Source organism: Bradyrhizobium sp. P3_C3 (assembly GCF_056402655.1).
The window spans coordinates 210764-229720 of the sequence record NZ_JBFUGY010000006.1; the positions used below are offsets into that span (position 1 = coordinate 210764).

Genomic DNA, 18957 nt, shown 5'->3' on the forward strand with positions numbered 1-18957 from the left:
TCATCGCTCCCGCGCCAGTCGCGGATCGAGCAGATCGCGCAGTCCGTCGCCGAGCAGATTGAGCCCGAGCACCGCGATGGCGATCGCCGCGCCCGGATAGACCGCGAGCATCGGCGACTGGAACAGCAGCGTCTGCGCATCGTTCAGCATGCGGCCCCAGGACGGTTGCGGCGGCTGCGTGCCGAGGCCGAGATAGGACAGCGCGGCTTCCGCCAGGATCGCGAGCGCGAACTGGATGGTGACCTGCACGATCAGGATCGACAGGATGTTGGGCAGCACATGCTCGATGGTGATGCGGAATTTGCCCTTCCCCGAGGCGCGCGCGGCCAGCACGAATTCGCGCGCCCAGATCGCGTTGGCCGAGCCGCGCGTCAGCCGGGTCAACGTCGGGATCTGGAAGATGCCGATCGCGATGATCGAGGTCACCATGCCCGGCCCGACGACCGCGGCTAGCATGATTGCGGAGAGCACCGCCGGAAAGGCGAAGGTGAAATCGGAGAAGCGCATGATGATCTCTTCGGTCCAGCCGCGCTTGGCCGACGCGATCAGGCCGAGGCAGACACCGAAGGTGAGACCGATGCTCACGGCGATGATGCCGACCAGAATGGTCGAGCGCGCGCCCGCTAGCAGCAGCGAGACGATATCGCGGCCGAAGGAATCGGTGCCGAGCCAGTGCGCCGCCGACGGCGGCCGGAGTTTCGAGGCGATGTCGATCTCGTAGGGCGACCACGGCGTCCACACCAGCGACAGCAGCGCCGAGGCGAGTACCAGCAGGCTCAGCGCTCCGCCCAGCACAAAGCTGCGGTGACGCAGCGCGCGGGCCCAGAAGGTGCGGGCCGGCAGCGGACGCGTTGCGATCGGGGCGTCGACCGAAGTGGTCAGTGGCGCGCTCACAAATCGTGGACCTTGATGCGGGGATCGATGAAGGCGTAGAGCACGTCGACCACGAAATTCACGATGACGACCATGGTCGCAAGCAGCATCACGCAATTGCGCACCACGATCAGGTCGCGGTTGGCGATCGACTGGAAGATCAGGCGGCCGAGGCCCGGCAGGTAGAACACGTTCTCAATCACGATGGTGCCGGCGAGCAGATTGGCGAATTGCAGCCCCATCACCGTCATCACGGGGATCATGGCGTTGCGCAGCACGTGGCTCCACAGCACCTCGCGCTTGCCGAGACCCTTCGCGCGCGCCGTGCGAACGAAGTCTTCGCGCAGCACTTCGAGCACGGCCGAGCGCGTGACGCGCGCGAGGATCGCGGCCTGCACCACGGCGAGCGAGATCGCCGGCAGCAGCAGCGACTTGATGCCGAGCCAGATGCCATCCTCCCAGCCGGGAAAGCCGCCCGCCGAGAGCCATTGCAGCCGCACCGAGAACAGCAGGACCAGCAGGATCGCGAACCAGAAGTTCGGCAGCGCGATGCCCACTTGCGTCAACGACATCACGCCGACGTCGCCGAGCTTGTTGTGGTTGGCCGCGGTGTAGATGCCGGCCGAGAGCGCCAGCGTCACCGTGATCAGCATCGACATGATCGCGAGCGGAACGGTCAGCACCAGCCGCTCCGCGATCAGGCTCGCGACCGGCGTGCCATAGACATAGCTGTTGCCGAGATCGCCGACGAGGAGGCCCTTGATCCATTGCAGATACCGAACCGCCAGCGGCTGGTCGAGCCCGAGCTTGACGGTGAGCGCACGCACCGCGTCGGCCGAGGCATCGGCGCCCATCAGCATCTGCGCCGCGTTGCCCGGAAGAGCGTCCAGCACCAGGAAAATGATCACGGATGCGCCAACCAGCGTCGCCAGCAAGGTCAGCAGACGTCGAAGAAAGAATACGCTCATGCGCGCTCGGCTTCAGGGCTCATCCGCCGCACGATCAACATGTCCGGGCGCCGGAGGCAAGTCCTTTGCGGCATGTGCCTCACCTCAGCCGGGCCGGCGGGACAGAAGATCGTGCGAGGCCTCGAACAGCGCGCTCACCCGCAGCAATTCGGCATCGGCACGGAAGCGCCCGACGAGCTGAAGCCCGATCGGCAGCCCGTCGCGGCCGAAGCCGCTGGGAAGACTGATCGCGGGGTGCCCGGTCATGTTGAACGGCATGGTCCACGGGAACCAGTGCGGCCGGACGCTGTCGAAGTGCTTGCCGTCGATTTCGATGGTGCCGAACAGGTCCTGGTCGATCGGCAGCGCGGTGCGGGTAAGGGTCGGCATCGCCAAAAGATGCCCGTGCGCAAGCAGGGATTGCACGCGGCGGAACAGCGCGGTGCGCGCGAACATCGCCTCCTGATAGGCGACGCCGCTGACATTGGTCGCGAGCGCGACCTGCTTGACGAAGGCCTCGCTGAGGACATCGCCGTGCTCGGCCACCAGCTTGGCGAAACGCGTACGCCAGACGGTGTGGTTGATGGCGCGCCAGATCGGCTCGATGTCAAACCCCTCGCCGGAGAACTCCTCGAGCTCGGCACCGAGACCGGCCAGCCGGTCGAGGCTCGCCTTGAAGCTGGCCGCGACATCAGACGACACCGGGCGGCCGGGCGGCGACGCACAGAACAAGATCCTTTGCCCGCGCAGATCGCCGCGCGGCGCGGCGGTGCCGATGAAATCGGGCACGGGCACGCCGATCGACCAGGGATCGCAGGAGTCCTCGCCGGCCATCGCCTGCATCATCAGCGCGGTATCGGCGACGGTGCGCGTGGTCGGCGTGACATAGGTCTGGTTGCCGAAGGCGTCGAGCGCCTGGCTGTGCGCGATCACGCCGTTGCTCTGCTTCAGCCCGACCACGCCGTTGCAGGCGGCAGGAATTCGCGTCGAGCCACCGCCATCGGTCGCGATCGCAAGGGGCGCGATGCCGCTCGCCACCGCCACGGCCGCGCCGCCGCTGGAGCCGCCGGAGGACCGCTCTGCACTCCACGCATTGCGGGTGCGGCCGAACAAGGGCGAGTCGGTCAGGCATTTGCTGCCGAATTCGGGGGTCGTGGTCTTGCCGATCAGGATCGCGCCTTCCGCGCGGAGTTTTGCGACCGCAACGGCATCCTCGGCCGGCACATTGTCCTTGTAAGGAATGGCGCCGAAAGTGGTCTTCACGCCGCCAGTGTTGACGATGTCCTTGACGGTGACGGGAAGGCCATGCAGCAGGCCGAGCGGCTCGCCCGCCATCACCTTGCGCTCGGCCGCGCGCGCCTGCGCCATCGCCTCGTCGCCGCAGAGCGTGATGAAACAGTTCAGCTCGGGCTGAAGCGCCTCGGCGCGCGCGAGCACGGCACGGGTGATCTCGACGGGCGAAATCTTCTTCGTGGCAATGAGGCCGCGCAGCTCGGTTGCGGACAGCAAGCAGGGATCGCCGTTCATCGTCAAATCATCGCTCCGAAGCCGGCCCTCGTTGGCCGATGGCATTGACAGCGAGAATGACACTTCTGTTAACTCAGCGTCCAATACCATTTTGATGGTCAACCCATACGTTTTCGGTATGCCAATGGATCTTCACCGGCTTCGCTATTTCGTCGCCGTGGCCGAGGCGCGCAGCGTCGGCAAGGCCGCCGAACGGCTGCGGATGGCACAGCCGCCGCTGTCGGTCCAGATCCGCAAGTTAGAGGCCGAGGTTGGCGCGCCGCTGTTCCGCCGCGGCACGCGCGGCATGGACCTGACTGAAGCCGGCCAGGCCCTGCTGGTGCGCGCCGGCGAGGCGCTGGCGCTTGCGGCCGACGGGGTCGAAGCCGCGCGGGCGGTCGCGGCCGGCAGCCGCGGGCGGATTTCGGTCGGATACATGTTCGTGCTGGCGAACGCCATGCTGCCGCGCCTGATCCCCGAGCTGCGGCGATCCATTCCCGGCGTCGACCTCGACTTCGCCGAGCTCAGCGCCTCGACGCGCGAGTCGCGTCTGCTCGACCGCAGCGTCACCGTCGCGCTGTGCATGCCGGCGATCCACCATCCCGAGATCCAGGTGGCGCGGATCGGCGCACAGCCGTTCATGTTGGCGATGCCGAAGCGCTCGCCGCTTGCGCGCCTGAGCGCCGTGCCGATGGCGCGACTCCAGGGCCGCCCGCTGATCGCGCTGCCGCCGCCGGAGCAAGACCCCGCGTCCTCCGCGGTCGCGGCCTTGCTGCGGCGGCATCAGATCGTGATGCCGATCGCGAGCCGGGTGGAGACGGTGCATTCGGCGATGAGCCTCGTTCTCGCCGGCGAAGGGCTTGCGATCCTGCCGGCCTGCGCGAAGCTCGGCGCGCCGCAGGGCATCGTGTTCAGGCCGCTGCGGGATGCCGCCGACTCCATCGATATCGCCGTGTGCTGGCGGCGGGATTCGCAGAGCCCGCTGATCCGCACCTTCCTCAAATGCGCCGAGAAGGTCGTGGCACGGCTGTGATGCGCAGCCGCGCTAGACGTCCCACGTGACTTCATGGCTCCACGGCGGATCGGCACCTGGGCGGGTACAGGTCATGCCGGCGCAATTGGCGGCAAAGGACAGCGCGCGGCGAAGCTCGTCCACGCCGATGTCTTTCAGCTGCTGCCGGCTGATGCGGCCCTGCTTGTGCAGGGCGAACAGGAGCGCAGCCTGAAAACTGTCGCCGGCGCCGATGGTGTCGGCGATCTCGACCTTCGGCGCCTGAACTTCGACCTGCCCTGCGCTCGCGTGCCAGGCAATGGCTCCGTTGTTGCCGCGGGTGATGACGACGAGGCTCGTGCCCTGCCCCAACAGCACCTTCGCGCGCTGCTCGTGGGGCTCCTCGCCGAAGAGATACGCGAAATCGACATCCGACATCTTGATGAGATCAGCTTGGCCTGCGAACTCGGCCATGCGCGCGAGATAGGCCGGCTTGTTCTTGACCAGATTGGGGCGGCAGTTCGGATCGAAGGAGATCGTCGACGACGCGCGCGCGTCCGCGATCAGGGCTTTCGTCTCGGCGGCGCCCTGGTCGTTCACCAGCGTGGTCGACCCGACATGGACGGCCTCGACCGTCGCGAACGGAATTGTGCCGCGCCGGTAGGTCCAGTTTCGTGTCGCGGTCTCCGCGTCATAGAACGCATAGTGAGACTCGCCCGCGACGATGCGCACGAAGGCGAGCGTGGTTTGGTGATCGCTGCGGGTGGCGAGACCCAACTCGACGTGAGAGGCTGTGGCGTGGTCGGCGATCATGCGCCCGAACATGTCGTTCGAGACGCCGCCGATAAAACCGGTGGGCGCGCCCAGCCGCGCCATGCCGATCGCGACATTGAGGCAGGAGCCGCCGACCGCCGGCATCACTGCCTCGCGTCCCTCGATGTTTCGCGTCGGCACGAAATCGATCAGCGCATCGCCGCAGGAAATCAGCATCCGTTTCAACCTCTGGCGATGTCGCGCATTGCGGCACGGCTGCCGCGATCGACCTCGCGCAGCAGCTTGTAGACCTCGCGCTTGCGGGCATGAAACGCGGCCATGCCGGGCGCGGTCGGCTCGCTCTTCCGTCCCAGCGCCGACATCTTCGCCATGGTCTCGCCGATCGAGGCATAGGCACCGCCGGCCACCGCGCCGAGCATCGCGGCGCCCAGCAGCACGGGTTCTTTCGTTTGCGGCAGCGCGACGGTGAGACCGGTGGTGTCCGCCATGATCTGCCGCACCAGCGGGCTGCGGCTCGCGCCGCCGCCCATGATCATGATGCTGGAATGGACGCCGTGCGCGGCAAAGGCCTCGATCACCTCGGCGAGGCCATAAGCCAGACCGCAGAGGCCGGCGACGAACAGCCGCTCCATTGCACCAACGTCGCTGTCGAGATCGAGGCCCGCGATCACCGCGCGGGTGTCGGGGTCGGCGTAGGGCGAGCGGTTGCCGATGAATTCGGGAAGCACATGGACGTCGCGGGCGAGCAGCGCGGCACGGCTGGCGTCACCGGCGCGCGCGATGATGCGCCGCTCGAGGTACTCGATGAGGTCGACGCCCTCGCTCCGCGCCGCCGCGCTCGCCTCGACATGGCCGGGATGCGACTTGAGGAGATGGTCGATCGCCGCGCCCGCAGCCGACTGGCCGCCTTCGTTGAGCCAGAAGTCAGGTACCATGCCGGAATAATAAGGGCCCCATACGCCGGGCACGAAACACGGCTCCTTCGTCGTCGCCATGATGCAGGCCGACGTCCCCATGATGTAGGCGAGACGGTCACTGACATCGCTCGTTCCGCCCGATCCGTCGCGTCCGCCGATCGCGCCGATGCCGCCGGCATGGGCATCGATCAGCGAGGCGCCGACCGGCGTGCCCGGCGACAGGCCGAGCTCCGCAGCCGCAGCTCGGGTGAGGCCTTCGCCGAGCCGCGTGCCGGGCGCGACGATCTCGGTGCCGATGCGGGCGTATTTCTCGCTGACGAAATCGGAGAGGCCGATGCGCTTGAAGAACGGCGCGCTCCAGCCGCCGCCGTCGTGTGCGAGGTAGTTCCACTTGCAGGTGACCGTGCAGGTCGAGCGCTGCAGCGACCCGGTCGCGCGCCAGGTCAGATAATCTGCCAGATCGAAGAAATGACCGGCGGCATCGAAGCTCGCGCGCATGTGCCGCTTCAGCCACAGCAACTTCGGCATCTCCATCTCGGGCGAGATCGAACCGCCGACATAGCGCAGCACCGCGTCCCCGGTCTCGTTGATCAGCCGTGCCTCGGCCGTAGCGCGATGGTCCATCCAGACGATGACATTGCGCTGGCGGTCGCCGGAGGCACTGACGGTGACCGGCTCGCCTTGCCGATCGAGGACGACCAGCGAACAGGTGGCGTCGAAACCGATGCCGCCGACGCTGTCGGGCGCGATGGCAGCTTCCGCCATCGCCGCCCGCACCGACTTTACGCAGGCGTCCCATATGTCTGACGACGATTGCTCGACGATGTCGCCGGCCTCGTGCCAGATCCGGATCGGATGCCTGGCGGTGGCAAGGAGGGTGCCCGCCTCGTCAAACACCCCTGCCCGCGTGCTCGTGGTCCCCACGTCGACGCCGATATACGCTCGCGGCATTGTCGCTCCCGGTCGCTCTCGTCAGTTTTGACGCAAGCCTACCAGCAAGTGTAGCCGCCATCCACCAGCACGATGCTGCCGGTCATCAGGCTCGCGGCCTCCGAGGCCAGGAACAGCACGACGGAGGCGATCTCCTCGACCTGCCCCATCCGCGCCATCGGGGTTCCGCCGATCCAGGCGTCATACATTTTCGGGGTGCTTTTCACGAAAGCATTGAGCGGCGTGTCGATATAGGTCGGCGCCACCGCGTTGACGCGGATGCCGCGCGCGCCCCATTCGGCGGCCAGCGACTTGGTCAAATGGTGCACGCCGGCCTTGGAGGCGTTGTAAAAGCACTGCTCCTGCGGCTTGTTGACGATAAAGCCCGACATCGAGCCGACATTGACGATGGCGCCGCTCTTGGCCTTCAGCATGTGCTTGCCGAATTCGCGGCAGCACCAGAAGGTGCCGTTGAGATTGACGTCGATGACGTTGAGCCAGTGCTCATCGGTGACGGTCTCGGCCGGCGTCTCGCTGCGGGCGATGCCGGCATTGTTGACGAGGATGTCGACCTTGCCGTGGCGGGCGACGAGGTCGGCCGCGACCTCCGCCACACGCTTCGTGTCGGTGACATCCATGATCGCCGTCTCGACGTCAAAACCCTTCGCCTTCAGACTGGCCTTCGCGCTGTCAGCAACCTTGCTGTCGCGATCGCCGATGATGACCTTCGCGCCGGCCTCGGCCAGCGCTTCCGCGCAGGCGAGGCCAATGCCTTGCCCGCCGCCGGTGATGAACGCGGTCTTGCCGCTCAGCTTGAATTTTTCGAGGTACATGGTGGTTTTTCCGTTTCTTGCCGTTTCTTGTCAGCCCCGAAGTGCGTTGCCGCTCTCGTCGAAGCGATGGATGCGCGCGGGATCCGGCACCAGCGACACGTGGTCGCCGGCATGCAGGCTCAATTCGCCGATGTAGCGCGCCGTCAGCATGCCGAGCGGTCCGGCATCGACATAAAGGAAGGTGTCGCTGCCCAGATGCTCGGCGACCGCGATCGTTCCCTGCCAGCCGCCGGCGCCGTCGCGCTCGATCTTGAGATGCTCCGGCCGCACGCCGATCGTCGCCGCACCCTTCTGCAAGGCGTGCTCTCCAGTGACAAAGTTCATCTTCGGCGAGCCGATGAAGCCGGCGACGAAGAGATTGGCGGGCCGCTCATAGAGCTCCAGTGGCGAGCCATATTGCTCGATCTTGCCGCCGTTGAGCACGACGATCTTGTCTGCCATGGTCATGGCCTCGACCTGATCGTGCGTGACGTAGATCGCGGTAGTGCCGAGCTGCTTCTGGAGCCGCGTGACTTCTATCCGCATCTGCACGCGCAAGGCCGCGTCCAGGTTGGACAGCGGCTCGTCGAACAGGAACGCCTTGGGCTCGCGGACGATGGCACGGCCGATCGCGACGCGCTGGCGCTGGCCGCCAGAGAGCTCGCGCGGCTTGCGGTCGAGATAGGGCGTGAGGTTCAGCGTCGCCGCCGCCGCCTCGACCTTGCGGTTGGTCTCGTCCTTGGAAAGACCCGCCATCTTCAGGCCGAAGCCGATATTGCCGCGCACGCTCATATGCGGATAGAGCGCGTAGGACTGGAACACCATCGAGAGCCCGCGCTTGGCCGGCGGCGTGTCGACGACGTTCTTGCCGTCGATCAGGATCTTGCCGCCGCTGACATCCTCGAGCCCGGCGATCAACCGCAGCAGCGTGGTCTTGCCGCAGCCTGAGGGACCTACGAACACCACGAAGGAGCCGTCGGCGATGTCGAGATCGGCGCCCTTGATGATGTGCACGGGACCGAAGGATTTCTGCACGTCCTGAAGTGTGATCTGACCCATGATCCGGCAGCCCTTCTTACTTTACCGCGCCGAAGGTGAGCCCGCGCACGAGCTGCTTCTGGCTGAACCAACCGAGGACGAGAATGGGCGCGATCGCCAACGTCGAGGCCGCCGACAGTTTTGCCCAGAACAGCCCTTCCGGGCTCGAATAGGAGGCGATGAACGTGGTGAGCGGCGCGGCGTTCGAGGTCGTCAGGTTGAGCGTCCAGAACGCCTCGTTCCAGGCGAGGATCAGATTGAGCAGCATGGTCGAGGCGAGGCCCGGGATCGCCATCGGCGTCAGCACATAGACGAGCTCGCGGCCGATGGTGGCGCCGTCCATGCGCGCGGCTTCGAGGATGTCGCGCGGGATCTCCTTGAAATAGGTGAACAGCATCCAGATCACGATGGGCAGATTGCCAAGACACAGGATGAAGACGAGGCCGATGCGGGAATCGAGCAGACCGAAGGTCTTGAAGATGAGGTAGATCGGCACCAGCACGCCGACCGGCGGCATCATCTTGGTCGAGAGCATCCAGAGCAGAATGTCCTTGGTGCGCTTGGTCGGTGCGAACGCCATCGACCAGGCCGCGGGGATTGCGATCAGCAGCGCGATCAAGGTCGAGCCGCCGGCGATGATGATCGAGTTCATCGCGTGGTGGAAATAATCGCTGCGCTCCTGCACGGTCGCGTAGTTTTCCGTGGTCCAGTGGAAGAACAGGAAGGACGGTGGAATGGCGAAGGCCTCTAACTCGGTCTTGAAGCTCGCCAGCACCATCCAGAGGATCGGGAAGAAGATCAGGAAGCCGAAGAACCACGCTCCGATCGTCGAGACCACCACCCGCTGCGTCGTCGCCATCCGCGCCATGTTTCAAGCCTCCAGATTGCGGCCGACGATGCGGACGAGGAAGAAAGCGACAACGTTGGCGATCACGACCGCAACGAGGCCGCCTGCGGAGGCGCTGCCGACGTCGAACTGGATCAGCGCCTGCGAATAGATCAGGAAGGCGATGTTGGTGGTTTGCAGGCCCGGTCCGCCACCGGTGGTGACGAAGATCTCCGCGAACACCGTGAGCAGGAAGATGGTCTCGATCAGGATCACCACGGTGATGGGACGCGCCAGGTGCGGCAGCGTGATGTAGATGAAGGCGGAGACCGCGCTGGCGCCATCCATCTCGGCCGCCTCCTTCTGCTCCTCGTCGAGCGATTGCAGTGCGGTCAGCAAAATGAGCGTCGCGAAGGGCAGCCATTGCCAGGCGACGATCAGGATCACCGCGAACAGCGGCGCGTCGGTGAACCAGTCGATCGGTGTCAATCCGACCAGCTTGGCGAGCCAGGCGAACAGGCCGGACACCGGGTGCATCAACAGGTTCTTCCAGACCAGCGCGCTCACCGTCGGCATCACGAAGAACGGCGCGATCACCATCAGCCGCACGATGTTGCGGCCGATCACGGGCTGATCCATCAGCAGCGCCAGGGGGATGCCGAGCAGGATCGTCAGCGCCAGCACCGAGCCGACCAGCACCAGCGTGTTCTGGAGCGAGGCGAGGAAGGCGGGATCGGTGAGGAAGTAGCGGAAATTTTCCAGGCCGACGAACGCCTCGGAGCCGGGATCGAGCAGGCTGTAATGCAGGGTCGAGAAATAGATCGTCAGCGCCAGCGGAACGATCATCCAGATGAAGAGCAGCCCGACCGCAGGCGTCAGGAGCGAGCGCGCAAGAAACTGCGTCTGCCGGGTTGCCATCCTTGGCGTCTCCGCTGGGAGGAAGAAGGCGGCCATCCATTCGGGGCTGGCTGGTGGATGGCCGCCAGTTTGAGCTCAGGAGGGAGAGCTCGGGTTCACTTGATGTAGCCGGCGCGCTTCATCTCGCGCTCGGTGGCGGACTGCGCCGCGGTAAGCGCGGCATCGACCGTCATCGATCCCGCGAGCGCGGCGGAGAATTGCTGGCCCACCTGCGTGCCGATGCCCTGGAATTCGGGGATCGCCGCGTATTGCACGCCGACGTAAGGCACCGGCTTCACGGTGGGCTTGTTCGGGTCGGCAGCATCAATCGAGGCCAGCGTCAGCTTCGCGAACGGCGCGACTTTCAGATAGTCCTCGTTCTGGTAGAGCGAGGTCCGTGTGCCCGGCGGCACGTTGGCCCAGCCCTCCTTCGACGCCACGAGCTTGGTGTAGTCCTTGCTGGTGGCCCAGGCGATGAACTTTTCGGCGGCTTCCGTCTTCTTGGAGCCGGCGGGGATCGCGAGGCTCCAGGCCCACAGCCAGTTGGCGTTCTTGCCGAGCCCAGTGTTCGGCGCTAGCGCAAAGCCGACCTTGTCGGCGACCTTGGACTCCTTCGGATTGGTGACGAAGGACGCCGCGACCGTGGCGTCGATCCACATCGCGCACTTGCCGGCGTTGAACAGCGCCAGATTCTCGTTGAAGCCGTTCGAGCTCGCGCCGGGCGGGCCGGCCTCCTTCATCAGATTGACGTAGGTCGTGAGCGTCGTCTTCCATTCCGGCGTGTTGAACTGCGGCTCCCACTTCTCGTCGAACCAGCGCGCGCCGTAGGAATTGGCCATGGCCGACAGGAACGCCATGTTCTCGCCCCACCCGGCTTTGCCGCGGAGACAGATGCCGTAGGTGCCGGCGCTCTTGTCCGTGAGCTTCTTGGCGGCATCGATGACGAAATCCCAGGTCGGCTTTTCCGGCATCTTCAGGCCGGCCTTCTCGAACAGGTCGGTGCGATACATCACCATCGAGCTCTCGCCATAGAACGGCGCGGCGTAGAGCTTGCCGTCGACGGAGACCGCGTCCCTGATCTTCGGCAGCAGGTCGGCGACGTCGTAATCGGCGCCGAGATTGGCAAGCGGCACCAGCCAGCCCTTCTTGGCCCAGATCGGCACCTCGTAAGTGCCGATGGTGAGGACGTCGAACTGGCCGCCCTTGGTGGCGATGTCCGTGGTGACGCGCTGGCGCAGCACGTTCTCCTCCAGCGTCACCCATTTGACGGTGATGTCTGGATTTTTCTTGGTGAATTCGCTGGTCAGCCCCTGCATGCGGATCATGTCGCCATTGTTGACGGTGGCGATGGTCAGGGTCGTTTCGGCCATCACAGGGACGGCCAGCAACAGGCAAGACGCGCCGCAGACGGCGCCGAGGACGTGTTTCACGGTGACCTCCCTAGGGTCGCGCTTCTGAGCATATGCCCACGCGTTGGGCGTATGTTCGGACGAGGTGCAGCGCTTGTCAAGCAGGCGCGCGGACGTTCCCGCAACTTATGAGTGCTGCGGTGCGGGAGGATCTGTCCCCCCACGTGGAGCTGTCATGCCCCGCGAAAGCGGGGCATCCAGTACGCCGTGTCGTGAGTTGGTTTCGCACCGGATAGGCCGCGGCGTACTGGATCATCCGCTTTCGCGGATGATGACATTGGCGCAAGTGGCCGTAGCGCCCTACCGCTCCAAAATCGCCCTTGCCGTCGCCTCGTCCGTGATCAGGCCGTTGATCAGGTGCCCGTTCAGCGCGGCCGCGATCGCGGGCACCTTGGCCGCACCGACCGCGGCGCCGATCGTCGTGGTCTTCGCCGGCACCTCCGGCGGAATGCTGGTGAGGCGCTTGTTGGTGCCGGCCTTGAGCAAGCGGCCCTTGGAATCATAGGCCCAGCCGGTGATTTCGCCGATCGCGCCCTGCCGCATCATCTCGAACAGTTCGTCGCGGGTGACGAAGCCGTCGATGTGGATTTGCGCCTTCTGGTCCATCTGACCGATGCCGACGAGGCGCAAGTCAGCCTTGGCCGCGACCGCCTTGACCTTCGCGATCGGCTCGATCCGCACCATCTTGTTGCGCTCGTCTTCCGACGACATCAGGAACGGCAGCGGCATCGGATAGTGCCGCGCGCCGGTGCGGTCGGCGAGCCGGCCGACGGTGTCGTAGAAGCTCGCCGAACCGTCGGCGGAGATGTTGCCGACCAGCGAGACGATCTGGTGGTTGGGCCGGTCGATCGGCGTCACGCGCTCGACCGCGGCGCGCACCGCCCTGCCCGTGCCGAGCGCGACGATGACGGGCGTTTCCGAACGCAACGTCGAATCCAGCAGATTGGCGCAGCGTTCGGCGATGCCTGCCGTGGCCTGCGGCGCGGCAGGATCGGCCGGCACCACCTCGCAATGGCTGAGGTCGAAGCGCGCCTTCAGGCGTGCCGCCAGTTCCATGCAGGCGGCGATGGGATGTTCGAGACGGAAGGTGATGAGACGCTCGGCGAGGCACAGCGAGACCAGCCGCTGCGCGGAGGCCCGCGAGACCTGGAGCATCTTTGCGATCTCGTCCTGGGTGTGACCGGCAATGAAATAAAGCCAGCCGGCACGCGCGGCATCGTCGAGTCTGGACTTTTCGTTCTCGACGGCCATGGCGGCCTATGCCTCCCAGAAATCGCTCATGCGCGCGAAGACCCGATCGGCCCCGGCGCCGGACAATATAGCCTGGCCGTCGCGCCCGCGATAATGGCTGCCGCCGACAAATCCCCAGACGGTCATGCCGGCAGCCTTCGCGGCCAGCACGCCACTGACGCTGTCCTCGATCACCAGCGTGCGCGCAGGTCGCGCGCCCATTTTCTCCGTCGCGTGGAGAAAGAGATCCGGCGCGGGCTTGCCGTGCGTGACCATCTGCGCCGTGTAGATCCGGTCGCCGAAATGGGGCGCGAGACCGGTCACCCTCAGCGACAGCGCGACGCGGTCGAGATCACTCGACGAGGCCACGCAATTCGGCACGCGCAGGCCGGACAGGACGGTATCGGTATCGGGAATCGGATGGAGCGCCTTCTCGAAGGCGATCAGTACGCGCGACTTCAGCCGGACGGGAAAATCGGCCGGCACCGCCTGGCCGAGTTCGCGATAATGCTGCGTGACCGCGTTCGTGCTTCGTCCGAGAAACAGCTCTAGCGCCTGCGCGAGTGTCAGCGATATCCCAAATCCGGACAGCTCGTCTACCAAGCACTGGCAGCTCAAGAGTTCGCTGTCGACGAGCACACCGTCGCAGTCGAAGATGACGAGATCGGGCCTTTGCCGGCTTCGGTCCATCCGGCCATTCGATCATATACCCATGCTTTGAGCAATAGTTCACCCGGTGGAGGACATATGCGGGTTCTCCGGGGTCAATGGGCGACCTGTCGATAGATCGCCGGCAGCGCCGCAGGCAGTCGGCGGATGTTGCCGACGATGGCGTAGCCGCTGCGGCCGAACAGCGTCGGGACGTAGGATTGCGCCGTCGCATCGACCGTCACGCCGAAGACCGCGATGCCGAGCCGCCGCGCCTCCTGCACGGATTTGCGGGTGTCCTCGACCGCAAAGCGCCCCTCGTAATGATCGACGTCGTTCGGCTTGCCGTCGGTGAGAACGAGCAGCAGCTTCTTGCGCTGCGGCTGGCGCGCCAGCTCGGCCGAGGCGTGACGTACCGCCGCACCGATCCGTGTGTAATAGCCCGGCTTCAGCGCGCCGATCCGGCGCTCGATCGCGCCACTCATCGGCTCGCCGAAGGCCTTGACCGTTTCGAGCCGCACCCAGGAATGCCGGCGTGAGGTGAAGGTGAGGATACTGTGGTGATCGCCGCAGGCCGACAGGCCGTGCGCAAGCACCAGCAACGCCTCCTTCTCGACGTCGAGCACCCGATAACCGTCGACCCAGGCGTCCGTCGAGAGCGAGACGTCCACGAGCAGCGTGACGGCAAGATCGTCCCCTCGCGGTCGCATCGCCACATGGACCCGATCGAGACCGCCCCCGCCACTTCCGGCGCGGAGATCGCACCGCGCGCGCACGAGTGCGTCGAGGTCGAGGTCGTGCCCATCGGCTTGGGCGCGCATTAATTCATGACGCGGCCGCAACACCTCGAAGCGGCGGCGCACCTGGCGGATGTGTCGACGCATGGCGTCATCAGGCCTCCAGCCCTCACCCAGCTCGGAGGCCGCACCCGCGAGCACGCGGCAATGATCGGGCAGATAGGAGCCGCTGCGATAATCCCATTCGGGATAGCTTAGGTCCGCGTTCAATGGCGAGGCATCGAGGGCTTCCGGCGGCAGGTCGAGATCGAACTTGAGCCGGCTCGCCGGCTTGCCGCTGCGGCGGCTGAGCGTGATCTCCTCGAGATCGTCGGCTGCCTTCTGCGCATCCTCGTCCTCACTGTCGTCAGCCGGGCGGTCGACATTGATCATCTCGGCCATCGCGAGGATCTTTTCAAAGCGATTGAGTACGAAAGGATCACGGCGATTGGTACCGTCTTCGCGCTCACGGACGGCGAAACGCTTGCGATCGTCTGATGGCGCTGGCGCGGCGGTCGGCACGCACGCGTCGTCGCCCGCATGTGCGGGCGACAGCTCGCGCGTCCAGCAATCGCCCCAGAGCGGGCATGGCAGGATCGAACGATAGCCGGGCGGCGCCTTGTCCGGCAGTGGCCCCGTCCCCATCATCGCCGGCCACAGCTTTCCCACCGGCGGCGTATCGGCGCCGAGCAGAGCAAGCACGATCTGCTCCATGTCCTGCTCGATGCGCGACAATGGCCGGTGCGGCCGCGCCATGGCCGTGGCCGCGGCCAGCCGGGCGTAGTCCTCGGCAAGGCCGGGACATTCCGTCAGCACAAGCACCGCGATCTCGCTGGCCCGCCGCAGCATCAACAGATCGCGCCGCAACGGATCGGCCTCGGCGATCGCGTCGACCGGTGCAAAGGCAAACCACGCGGCCAGCCACCGGTACAGCGCAGCATTCAGCCCGCGATCGGCGAAGATCGCGATGCTGTCGGGCAGGAAGATCGTCGCGGCATCGCGCCCGGGTTGCGCGAGCCGCTCGTCGCCGAGCCCGATGCGCTGCCGCCATCCAAGCCGATGCCCAGTCCGGCGGGCACTCGCGCTCGCGATCTGCACGCCCGTCTCCCCACCAAGCGCGCGGAACATAATCGCGATCCGGCTGCGCACCTCCGCGAGCGACACCGCGTGTTCTGCATAGGCCGGATAGCTCGCGGTACCCCCAACCAGGCGATGCCAGGCACGGCCGACGGTTTCTTCAAGCTCGAGGAAATCGAGCATCGGATCACCCTCAGGACATCACGGCGCGCGCGACGTCGAGCAGCGCCGCCTTGACGTCTGCGTCATCGGTGAGCGGTTCGATCATGCCGGCCAGCACCGCATCCGTAATTGAGGCTCCGGCCGCAATCAGGGTGGCGCAATAGACCACGAGACGGGTCGAAACGCCCTCCTCCAGGTCGTGCCCCTTCAGCGCGCGCAGCCGGCCGGCCAGCAGGACCAGCGGCCGCACATAGTCGGGTGCCAGCCCGCTCTCGGCCGCCACCACCGCGATCTCCTGCTCCGGCGGCAGGAAGCCGAACTCGATGGCAACGAAGCGCTGGCGCGTCGACGGCTTCAAAGCCTTCAGCAACGTCTGGTAACCGGGATTGTAGGAGACCACCAGCATGAAGCTCTTCGGCGCGACCAGCTCCTCGCCGGTCCGCTCCAGCGGCAGGATACGGCGGTCGTCGGTGAGCGGATGCAGCACCACCGTGACGTCCTTGCGTGCCTCCACGACCTCGTCGAGATAGCAGATGCCGCCTTCCCTCACTGCCCGTGTCAGCGGACCGTCGGTCCATACGGTGTCGCCGCCCCTCAGCAGGTAGCGGCCGGTAAGATCGGCGGCGGTGAGATCGTCGTGGCAGGCGACGGTGTGAAGCGGCAGTCCTAGCCGTGCTGCCATGTGGGCGACGAAGCGCGTCTTGCCGCAGCCGGTCGGTCCCTTCAACAGGACCGGCAGCTGATGCCGCCAGGCGTGCTCGAACAGCGCGCATTCGTTGCCGCTCGGAACGTAAGCCGGGAGCACGAGCGCGGGTGCCGACAAGGCGTGAAGTGCTGCTGTCATGGTTCTTCTCCGGAAATCATTCTGGAAAGGCGGCCGCGACTTGCGCGGCCGCCTTGTGTTTATTCGGCCGGTTGCAGGGCGCCTGGGACAGTCGCCTGCTTCTCGCGGCCGGGCACCAGTACCGCCCAGACGAACATCAATGCCGAGATCGCGACGAACACGCCGGAGCCGAGCCGCACCCAGTAGAAGAAGGCAAGCTGGTCCTGCACGTCCATGTAACTCTGGCCAAGTACGCGCTGGAGATGGACCTGAATCACGCCGGCAAAGGTCAACGCGAAAGTCATGGTCATCATCGCCGTGCACATGATCCAGAAGCTGGTCATGCTGAGCCACTGGTTATAGGGCGCACGTCCCTTGATCTGCGGGATCGCATAAGCCATCACCGACAGGTTCAGCATCACATAGGCGCCGAAGAAGGCGAGATGGCCATGTGCGGCGGTGACCTGCGTGCCGTGGGTGTAGTAGTTCACCGAGGACAGCGTGTGCAGGAAGCCCCAGACGCCGGCGCCGAGGAACGCCATCACAGAGCAGCCGACCGACCACAGCAGCGCGGCGCGGTTCGGATGCTTGCGGCCGGCCTTCCAGGTCATCTGCACCGTGAAGATCACCATGGTGAAGAAGGGCGCGACCTCGAGCGTGGAGAACAGCGAGCCGATCCACTGCCAGTAACCGGGCGCGCCGATCCAGTAGAAATGGTGGCCGGTGCCGAGAATGCCCGAGAACAGCGCAAGGCCGATGATGACGTAGAGCCACTTCTCGACCACCTCGCGGTCGATGCCGTTGAGTTTGATCATCAGATAGGCGAGCACGGACGCCATGATCAGCTCCCAGACGCCCTCGACCCAGAGATGAACGACATACCACCAGTACATCTTGTCGACCGCGAGATTGGCCGGATTGTAGAAGGCGAACAGGAAGAAGATCGCAACACCCCACAGGCCGAACAACAGGATGTTGGTGACCGTCGTCTTGCGTCCCCTAAGCGCCGTCATCGTCACGTTGAACAGGAACATCAGGCAGACGACCACGATGCCGACCTTGATGATGAAGGGCTGCTCGAGGAACTCGCGGCCTTCGTGGTAGTGGAAGAGATAGCAGACCACGGCCACACCGGCTGCGCCGAAGAACATCCAGAACTGGATCTTTGCGAGCAGCGGGCTGTAAAGCTCGGTCTCGGTTTCCTCGGGCAGCAGGAAGTAGGTCGCGCCCATGAAGCCGATCAGCGACCACACGATCAGCGCGTTGGTGTGAATCATCCTGACGATGTTGAACGGCAGCAGCACCGACAGCGTGTTGGGCAGGACGTAGATGGTCCCGGCGAGGAGGCCGAACAGGACCTGCGCCAGGAACAGGGTCAGCGCGCCGTAGAAATACAGCATCGCGACTTTCTGGGTCTGATATTTCATTTCGGGTTCTCTCTGTCTTGAAAGAGGCAAGGCCTTGAAGGAGGCAAGGCCCTGAAAGAGGAAGGCGTCAGCCGGCCTTGTTCGGCGGCCACTCCTGGCGCTTGATCTTGCTGGTCCATTGCAGGAAGTCGGCGAGATCGTTCAGTTCCTGGTCAGTGAGGTTGAACTGCGGCATCTGGCGCCGGCCCTCCGCGCCCGAGGGCTGCGATTGCATCCAGGCCTTCAACGTCTCGCGCGCACCGGCCGGATCCTCATTGCCGCCCCAGCGATCCCAGACATTGCCGACTTCGGGGGCGAAATAGGCGCCCTCGCCCAGCAAAGTGTGGCAGTTGATGCAGGAGTTCTTCTCCCAGACATGCTTGCCGCGCGCGACCGACGATGTCAGCGTCGCCGCATCCGTCGAGGTCGTCGCCATATAGTAATGGCTGTGCGCCGTCAGCCCGATGAAGATGGCGAAGAAGAAGGCCGAGCCGCCGTAGAAGACGTTTCGAGCCGCCGACTTGGTCAGGCGTTCAGCCATTGCCAGTCCTTTCCGTTGTGAGTCCAGTCGTGAGGAAGCAGTGATGCTGTATTTTGCTTGATGGCGCGGACGGGTCTTTGTCCGGGCGCAATCAACGCTGCGTTGGCGGCGTCAGATCAATGCGATGGCGGCGGAGGCGAGCCAGGCAACCAGCACCACGATGAGGATCCATGCGCTCACCAGACCGCGCCAGAGCGCCGGCACCGCCCGAAGGTCCATGAAATCGAGCGCGATTCGGTGGCCCTTGATGGCGGCAAGGACCAGGAGAAGTGCATTGGCGAGCAGCGGACGCGGCATTAGCGGCGGAAGCAGGATCGTCGCGAGCGCGAGGCCGATCAGCACGAGCCAGGTGATGTCGAGACGGCCGGGCATGA

General features: G+C 65.4%; 18 protein-coding genes. 1 reads left to right on the top strand and 17 read right to left on the bottom strand.

Annotated elements, in window-relative coordinates; translation table 11 throughout:
- From AC1DW2_RS09710 to AC1DW2_RS09720, 3 genes are all read right to left on the bottom strand, one after another.
- On the bottom strand, window positions 1–894 hold the full coding sequence (locus tag AC1DW2_RS09710) for an ABC transporter permease (protein ID WP_166098018.1): 894 nt from the start codon (window positions 892–894) through the stop codon (window positions 1–3).
- Window positions 891–1841, bottom strand: a complete 951-nt coding sequence (locus AC1DW2_RS09715; protein ID WP_477005881.1) for an ABC transporter permease — start codon at window positions 1839–1841, stop codon at window positions 891–893. Before AC1DW2_RS09715 ends, AC1DW2_RS09710 begins: the two co-directional genes overlap by 4 nt.
- Window positions 1842–1925: 84 nt before the next feature.
- Window positions 1926–3347 (bottom strand): amidase, encoded by a 1422-nt coding sequence (locus tag AC1DW2_RS09720; RefSeq protein WP_477005882.1) that lies wholly within the window; start codon window positions 3345–3347, stop codon window positions 1926–1928.
- Window positions 3348–3471: 124 nt separating this feature from the next.
- On the opposite strand from AC1DW2_RS09720, the gene AC1DW2_RS09725 reads away from it, so the two are divergent.
- Window positions 3472–4359 (top strand): LysR family transcriptional regulator, encoded by an 888-nt coding sequence (locus AC1DW2_RS09725; RefSeq protein ID WP_477005883.1) that lies wholly within the window; start codon window positions 3472–3474, stop codon window positions 4357–4359.
- Window positions 4360–4371: 12 nt separating this feature from the next.
- On the opposite strand, the gene AC1DW2_RS09730 is transcribed toward AC1DW2_RS09725, so the two are convergent.
- The 14 genes from AC1DW2_RS09730 to AC1DW2_RS09795 all read right to left on the bottom strand — a co-directional run bounded on the left by AC1DW2_RS09730 (window position 4372) and on the right by AC1DW2_RS09795 (window position 18955).
- Window positions 4372–5307, bottom strand: a complete 936-nt coding sequence (locus AC1DW2_RS09730) for a carbohydrate kinase family protein (RefSeq protein ID WP_477005884.1) — start codon at window positions 5305–5307, stop codon at window positions 4372–4374.
- Window positions 5308–5312: 5 nt separating this feature from the next.
- On the bottom strand, window positions 5313–6959 hold the full coding sequence (locus AC1DW2_RS09735) for an FGGY-family carbohydrate kinase (protein ID WP_477005885.1): 1647 nt from the start codon (window positions 6957–6959) through the stop codon (window positions 5313–5315).
- Window positions 6960–6997: 38 nt separating this feature from the next.
- The gene (locus tag AC1DW2_RS09740) at window positions 6998–7771 is read right to left on the bottom strand and encodes an SDR family NAD(P)-dependent oxidoreductase (RefSeq protein ID WP_477005886.1); all 774 of its coding nucleotides are present in this window, start codon (window positions 7769–7771) and stop codon (window positions 6998–7000) included.
- A 30-nt stretch (window positions 7772–7801) separates the two neighbouring features.
- Window positions 7802–8809, bottom strand: a complete 1008-nt coding sequence (locus AC1DW2_RS09745; RefSeq protein WP_071915494.1) for an ABC transporter ATP-binding protein — start codon at window positions 8807–8809, stop codon at window positions 7802–7804.
- A gap of 16 nt (window positions 8810–8825) precedes the next feature.
- The gene (locus tag AC1DW2_RS09750; protein ID WP_441268649.1) at window positions 8826–9656 is read right to left on the bottom strand and encodes a carbohydrate ABC transporter permease; all 831 of its coding nucleotides are present in this window, start codon (window positions 9654–9656) and stop codon (window positions 8826–8828) included.
- A gap of 3 nt (window positions 9657–9659) precedes the next feature.
- Window positions 9660–10532, bottom strand: coding sequence for a carbohydrate ABC transporter permease (locus AC1DW2_RS09755; protein ID WP_085399441.1), 873 nt, complete (start codon window positions 10530–10532; stop codon window positions 9660–9662).
- Between the two features lie 95 nt (window positions 10533–10627).
- On the bottom strand, window positions 10628–11881 hold the full coding sequence (locus AC1DW2_RS09760) for an ABC transporter substrate-binding protein (RefSeq protein ID WP_441256852.1): 1254 nt from the start codon (window positions 11879–11881) through the stop codon (window positions 10628–10630).
- Between the two features lie 339 nt (window positions 11882–12220).
- On the bottom strand, window positions 12221–13171 hold the full coding sequence (locus AC1DW2_RS09765; RefSeq protein ID WP_014496591.1) for a sugar-binding transcriptional regulator: 951 nt from the start codon (window positions 13169–13171) through the stop codon (window positions 12221–12223).
- 6 nt (window positions 13172–13177) lie between these two features.
- Window positions 13178–13840, bottom strand: coding sequence for an HAD family hydrolase (locus tag AC1DW2_RS09770; protein WP_477005887.1), 663 nt, complete (start codon window positions 13838–13840; stop codon window positions 13178–13180).
- A 74-nt stretch (window positions 13841–13914) separates the two neighbouring features.
- Window positions 13915–15834, bottom strand: coding sequence for a nitric oxide reductase activation protein NorD (locus tag AC1DW2_RS09775; protein ID WP_477005888.1), 1920 nt, complete (start codon window positions 15832–15834; stop codon window positions 13915–13917).
- Window positions 15835–15844: 10 nt separating this feature from the next.
- The gene (locus AC1DW2_RS09780; protein WP_477005889.1) at window positions 15845–16657 is read right to left on the bottom strand and encodes an AAA family ATPase; all 813 of its coding nucleotides are present in this window, start codon (window positions 16655–16657) and stop codon (window positions 15845–15847) included.
- 59 nt (window positions 16658–16716) lie between these two features.
- Window positions 16717–18063 carry a cbb3-type cytochrome c oxidase subunit I gene (locus AC1DW2_RS09785; protein ID WP_477005890.1) on the bottom strand — a complete coding sequence of 449 codons (1347 nt, stop codon included), beginning with the start codon at window positions 18061–18063 and terminating at the stop codon, window positions 16717–16719.
- Between the two features lie 67 nt (window positions 18064–18130).
- On the bottom strand, window positions 18131–18583 hold the full coding sequence (locus tag AC1DW2_RS09790; protein ID WP_071915501.1) for a c-type cytochrome: 453 nt from the start codon (window positions 18581–18583) through the stop codon (window positions 18131–18133).
- Window positions 18584–18694: 111 nt separating this feature from the next.
- A complete protein-coding gene (locus tag AC1DW2_RS09795) occupies window positions 18695–18955 on the bottom strand; it encodes a cytochrome C oxidase subunit IV family protein (protein ID WP_477005891.1) in 261 nt (86 codons plus the stop codon).
- Between the last annotated feature and the right edge of the window lie 2 nt (window positions 18956–18957).

What these genes read in the sequence shown, in the direction of transcription:
- AC1DW2_RS09755 (WP_085399441.1), bottom strand. Translation starts at nt 10,532, where the DNA reads ATGGCAACCCGGCAGACGCAGTTTCTTGCGCGCTCGCTCCTGACGCCT.
- AC1DW2_RS09785 (WP_477005890.1), bottom strand. Translation starts at nt 18,063, where the DNA reads ATGAAATATCAGACCCAGAAAGTCGCGATGCTGTATTTCTACGGCGCG.
- AC1DW2_RS09720 (WP_477005882.1), bottom strand. Translation starts at nt 3,347, where the DNA reads ATGAACGGCGATCCCTGCTTGCTGTCCGCAACCGAGCTGCGCGGCCTC.
- AC1DW2_RS09750 (WP_441268649.1), bottom strand. Translation starts at nt 9,656, where the DNA reads ATGGCGCGGATGGCGACGACGCAGCGGGTGGTGGTCTCGACGATCGGA.
- AC1DW2_RS09740 (WP_477005886.1), bottom strand. Translation starts at nt 7,771, where the DNA reads ATGTACCTCGAAAAATTCAAGCTGAGCGGCAAGACCGCGTTCATCACC.
- AC1DW2_RS09730 (WP_477005884.1), bottom strand. Translation starts at nt 5,307, where the DNA reads ATGCTGATTTCCTGCGGCGATGCGCTGATCGATTTCGTGCCGACGCGA.
- AC1DW2_RS09795 (WP_477005891.1), bottom strand. Translation starts at nt 18,955, where the DNA reads ATGCCCGGCCGTCTCGACATCACCTGGCTCGTGCTGATCGGCCTCGCG.
- AC1DW2_RS09735 (WP_477005885.1), bottom strand. Translation starts at nt 6,959, where the DNA reads ATGCCGCGAGCGTATATCGGCGTCGACGTGGGGACCACGAGCACGCGG.
- AC1DW2_RS09760 (WP_441256852.1), bottom strand. Translation starts at nt 11,881, where the DNA reads ATGGCCGAAACGACCCTGACCATCGCCACCGTCAACAATGGCGACATG.
- AC1DW2_RS09775 (WP_477005888.1), bottom strand. Translation starts at nt 15,834, where the DNA reads ATGCTCGATTTCCTCGAGCTTGAAGAAACCGTCGGCCGTGCCTGGCAT.
- AC1DW2_RS09770 (WP_477005887.1), bottom strand. Translation starts at nt 13,840, where the DNA reads ATGGACCGAAGCCGGCAAAGGCCCGATCTCGTCATCTTCGACTGCGAC.
- AC1DW2_RS09725 (WP_477005883.1), top strand. Translation starts at nt 3,472, where the DNA reads ATGGATCTTCACCGGCTTCGCTATTTCGTCGCCGTGGCCGAGGCGCGC.
- AC1DW2_RS09780 (WP_477005889.1), bottom strand. Translation starts at nt 16,657, where the DNA reads ATGACAGCAGCACTTCACGCCTTGTCGGCACCCGCGCTCGTGCTCCCG.
- AC1DW2_RS09745 (WP_071915494.1), bottom strand. Translation starts at nt 8,809, where the DNA reads ATGGGTCAGATCACACTTCAGGACGTGCAGAAATCCTTCGGTCCCGTG.
- AC1DW2_RS09765 (WP_014496591.1), bottom strand. Translation starts at nt 13,171, where the DNA reads ATGGCCGTCGAGAACGAAAAGTCCAGACTCGACGATGCCGCGCGTGCC.
- AC1DW2_RS09715 (WP_477005881.1), bottom strand. Translation starts at nt 1,841, where the DNA reads ATGAGCGTATTCTTTCTTCGACGTCTGCTGACCTTGCTGGCGACGCTG.
- AC1DW2_RS09790 (WP_071915501.1), bottom strand. Translation starts at nt 18,583, where the DNA reads ATGGCTGAACGCCTGACCAAGTCGGCGGCTCGAAACGTCTTCTACGGC.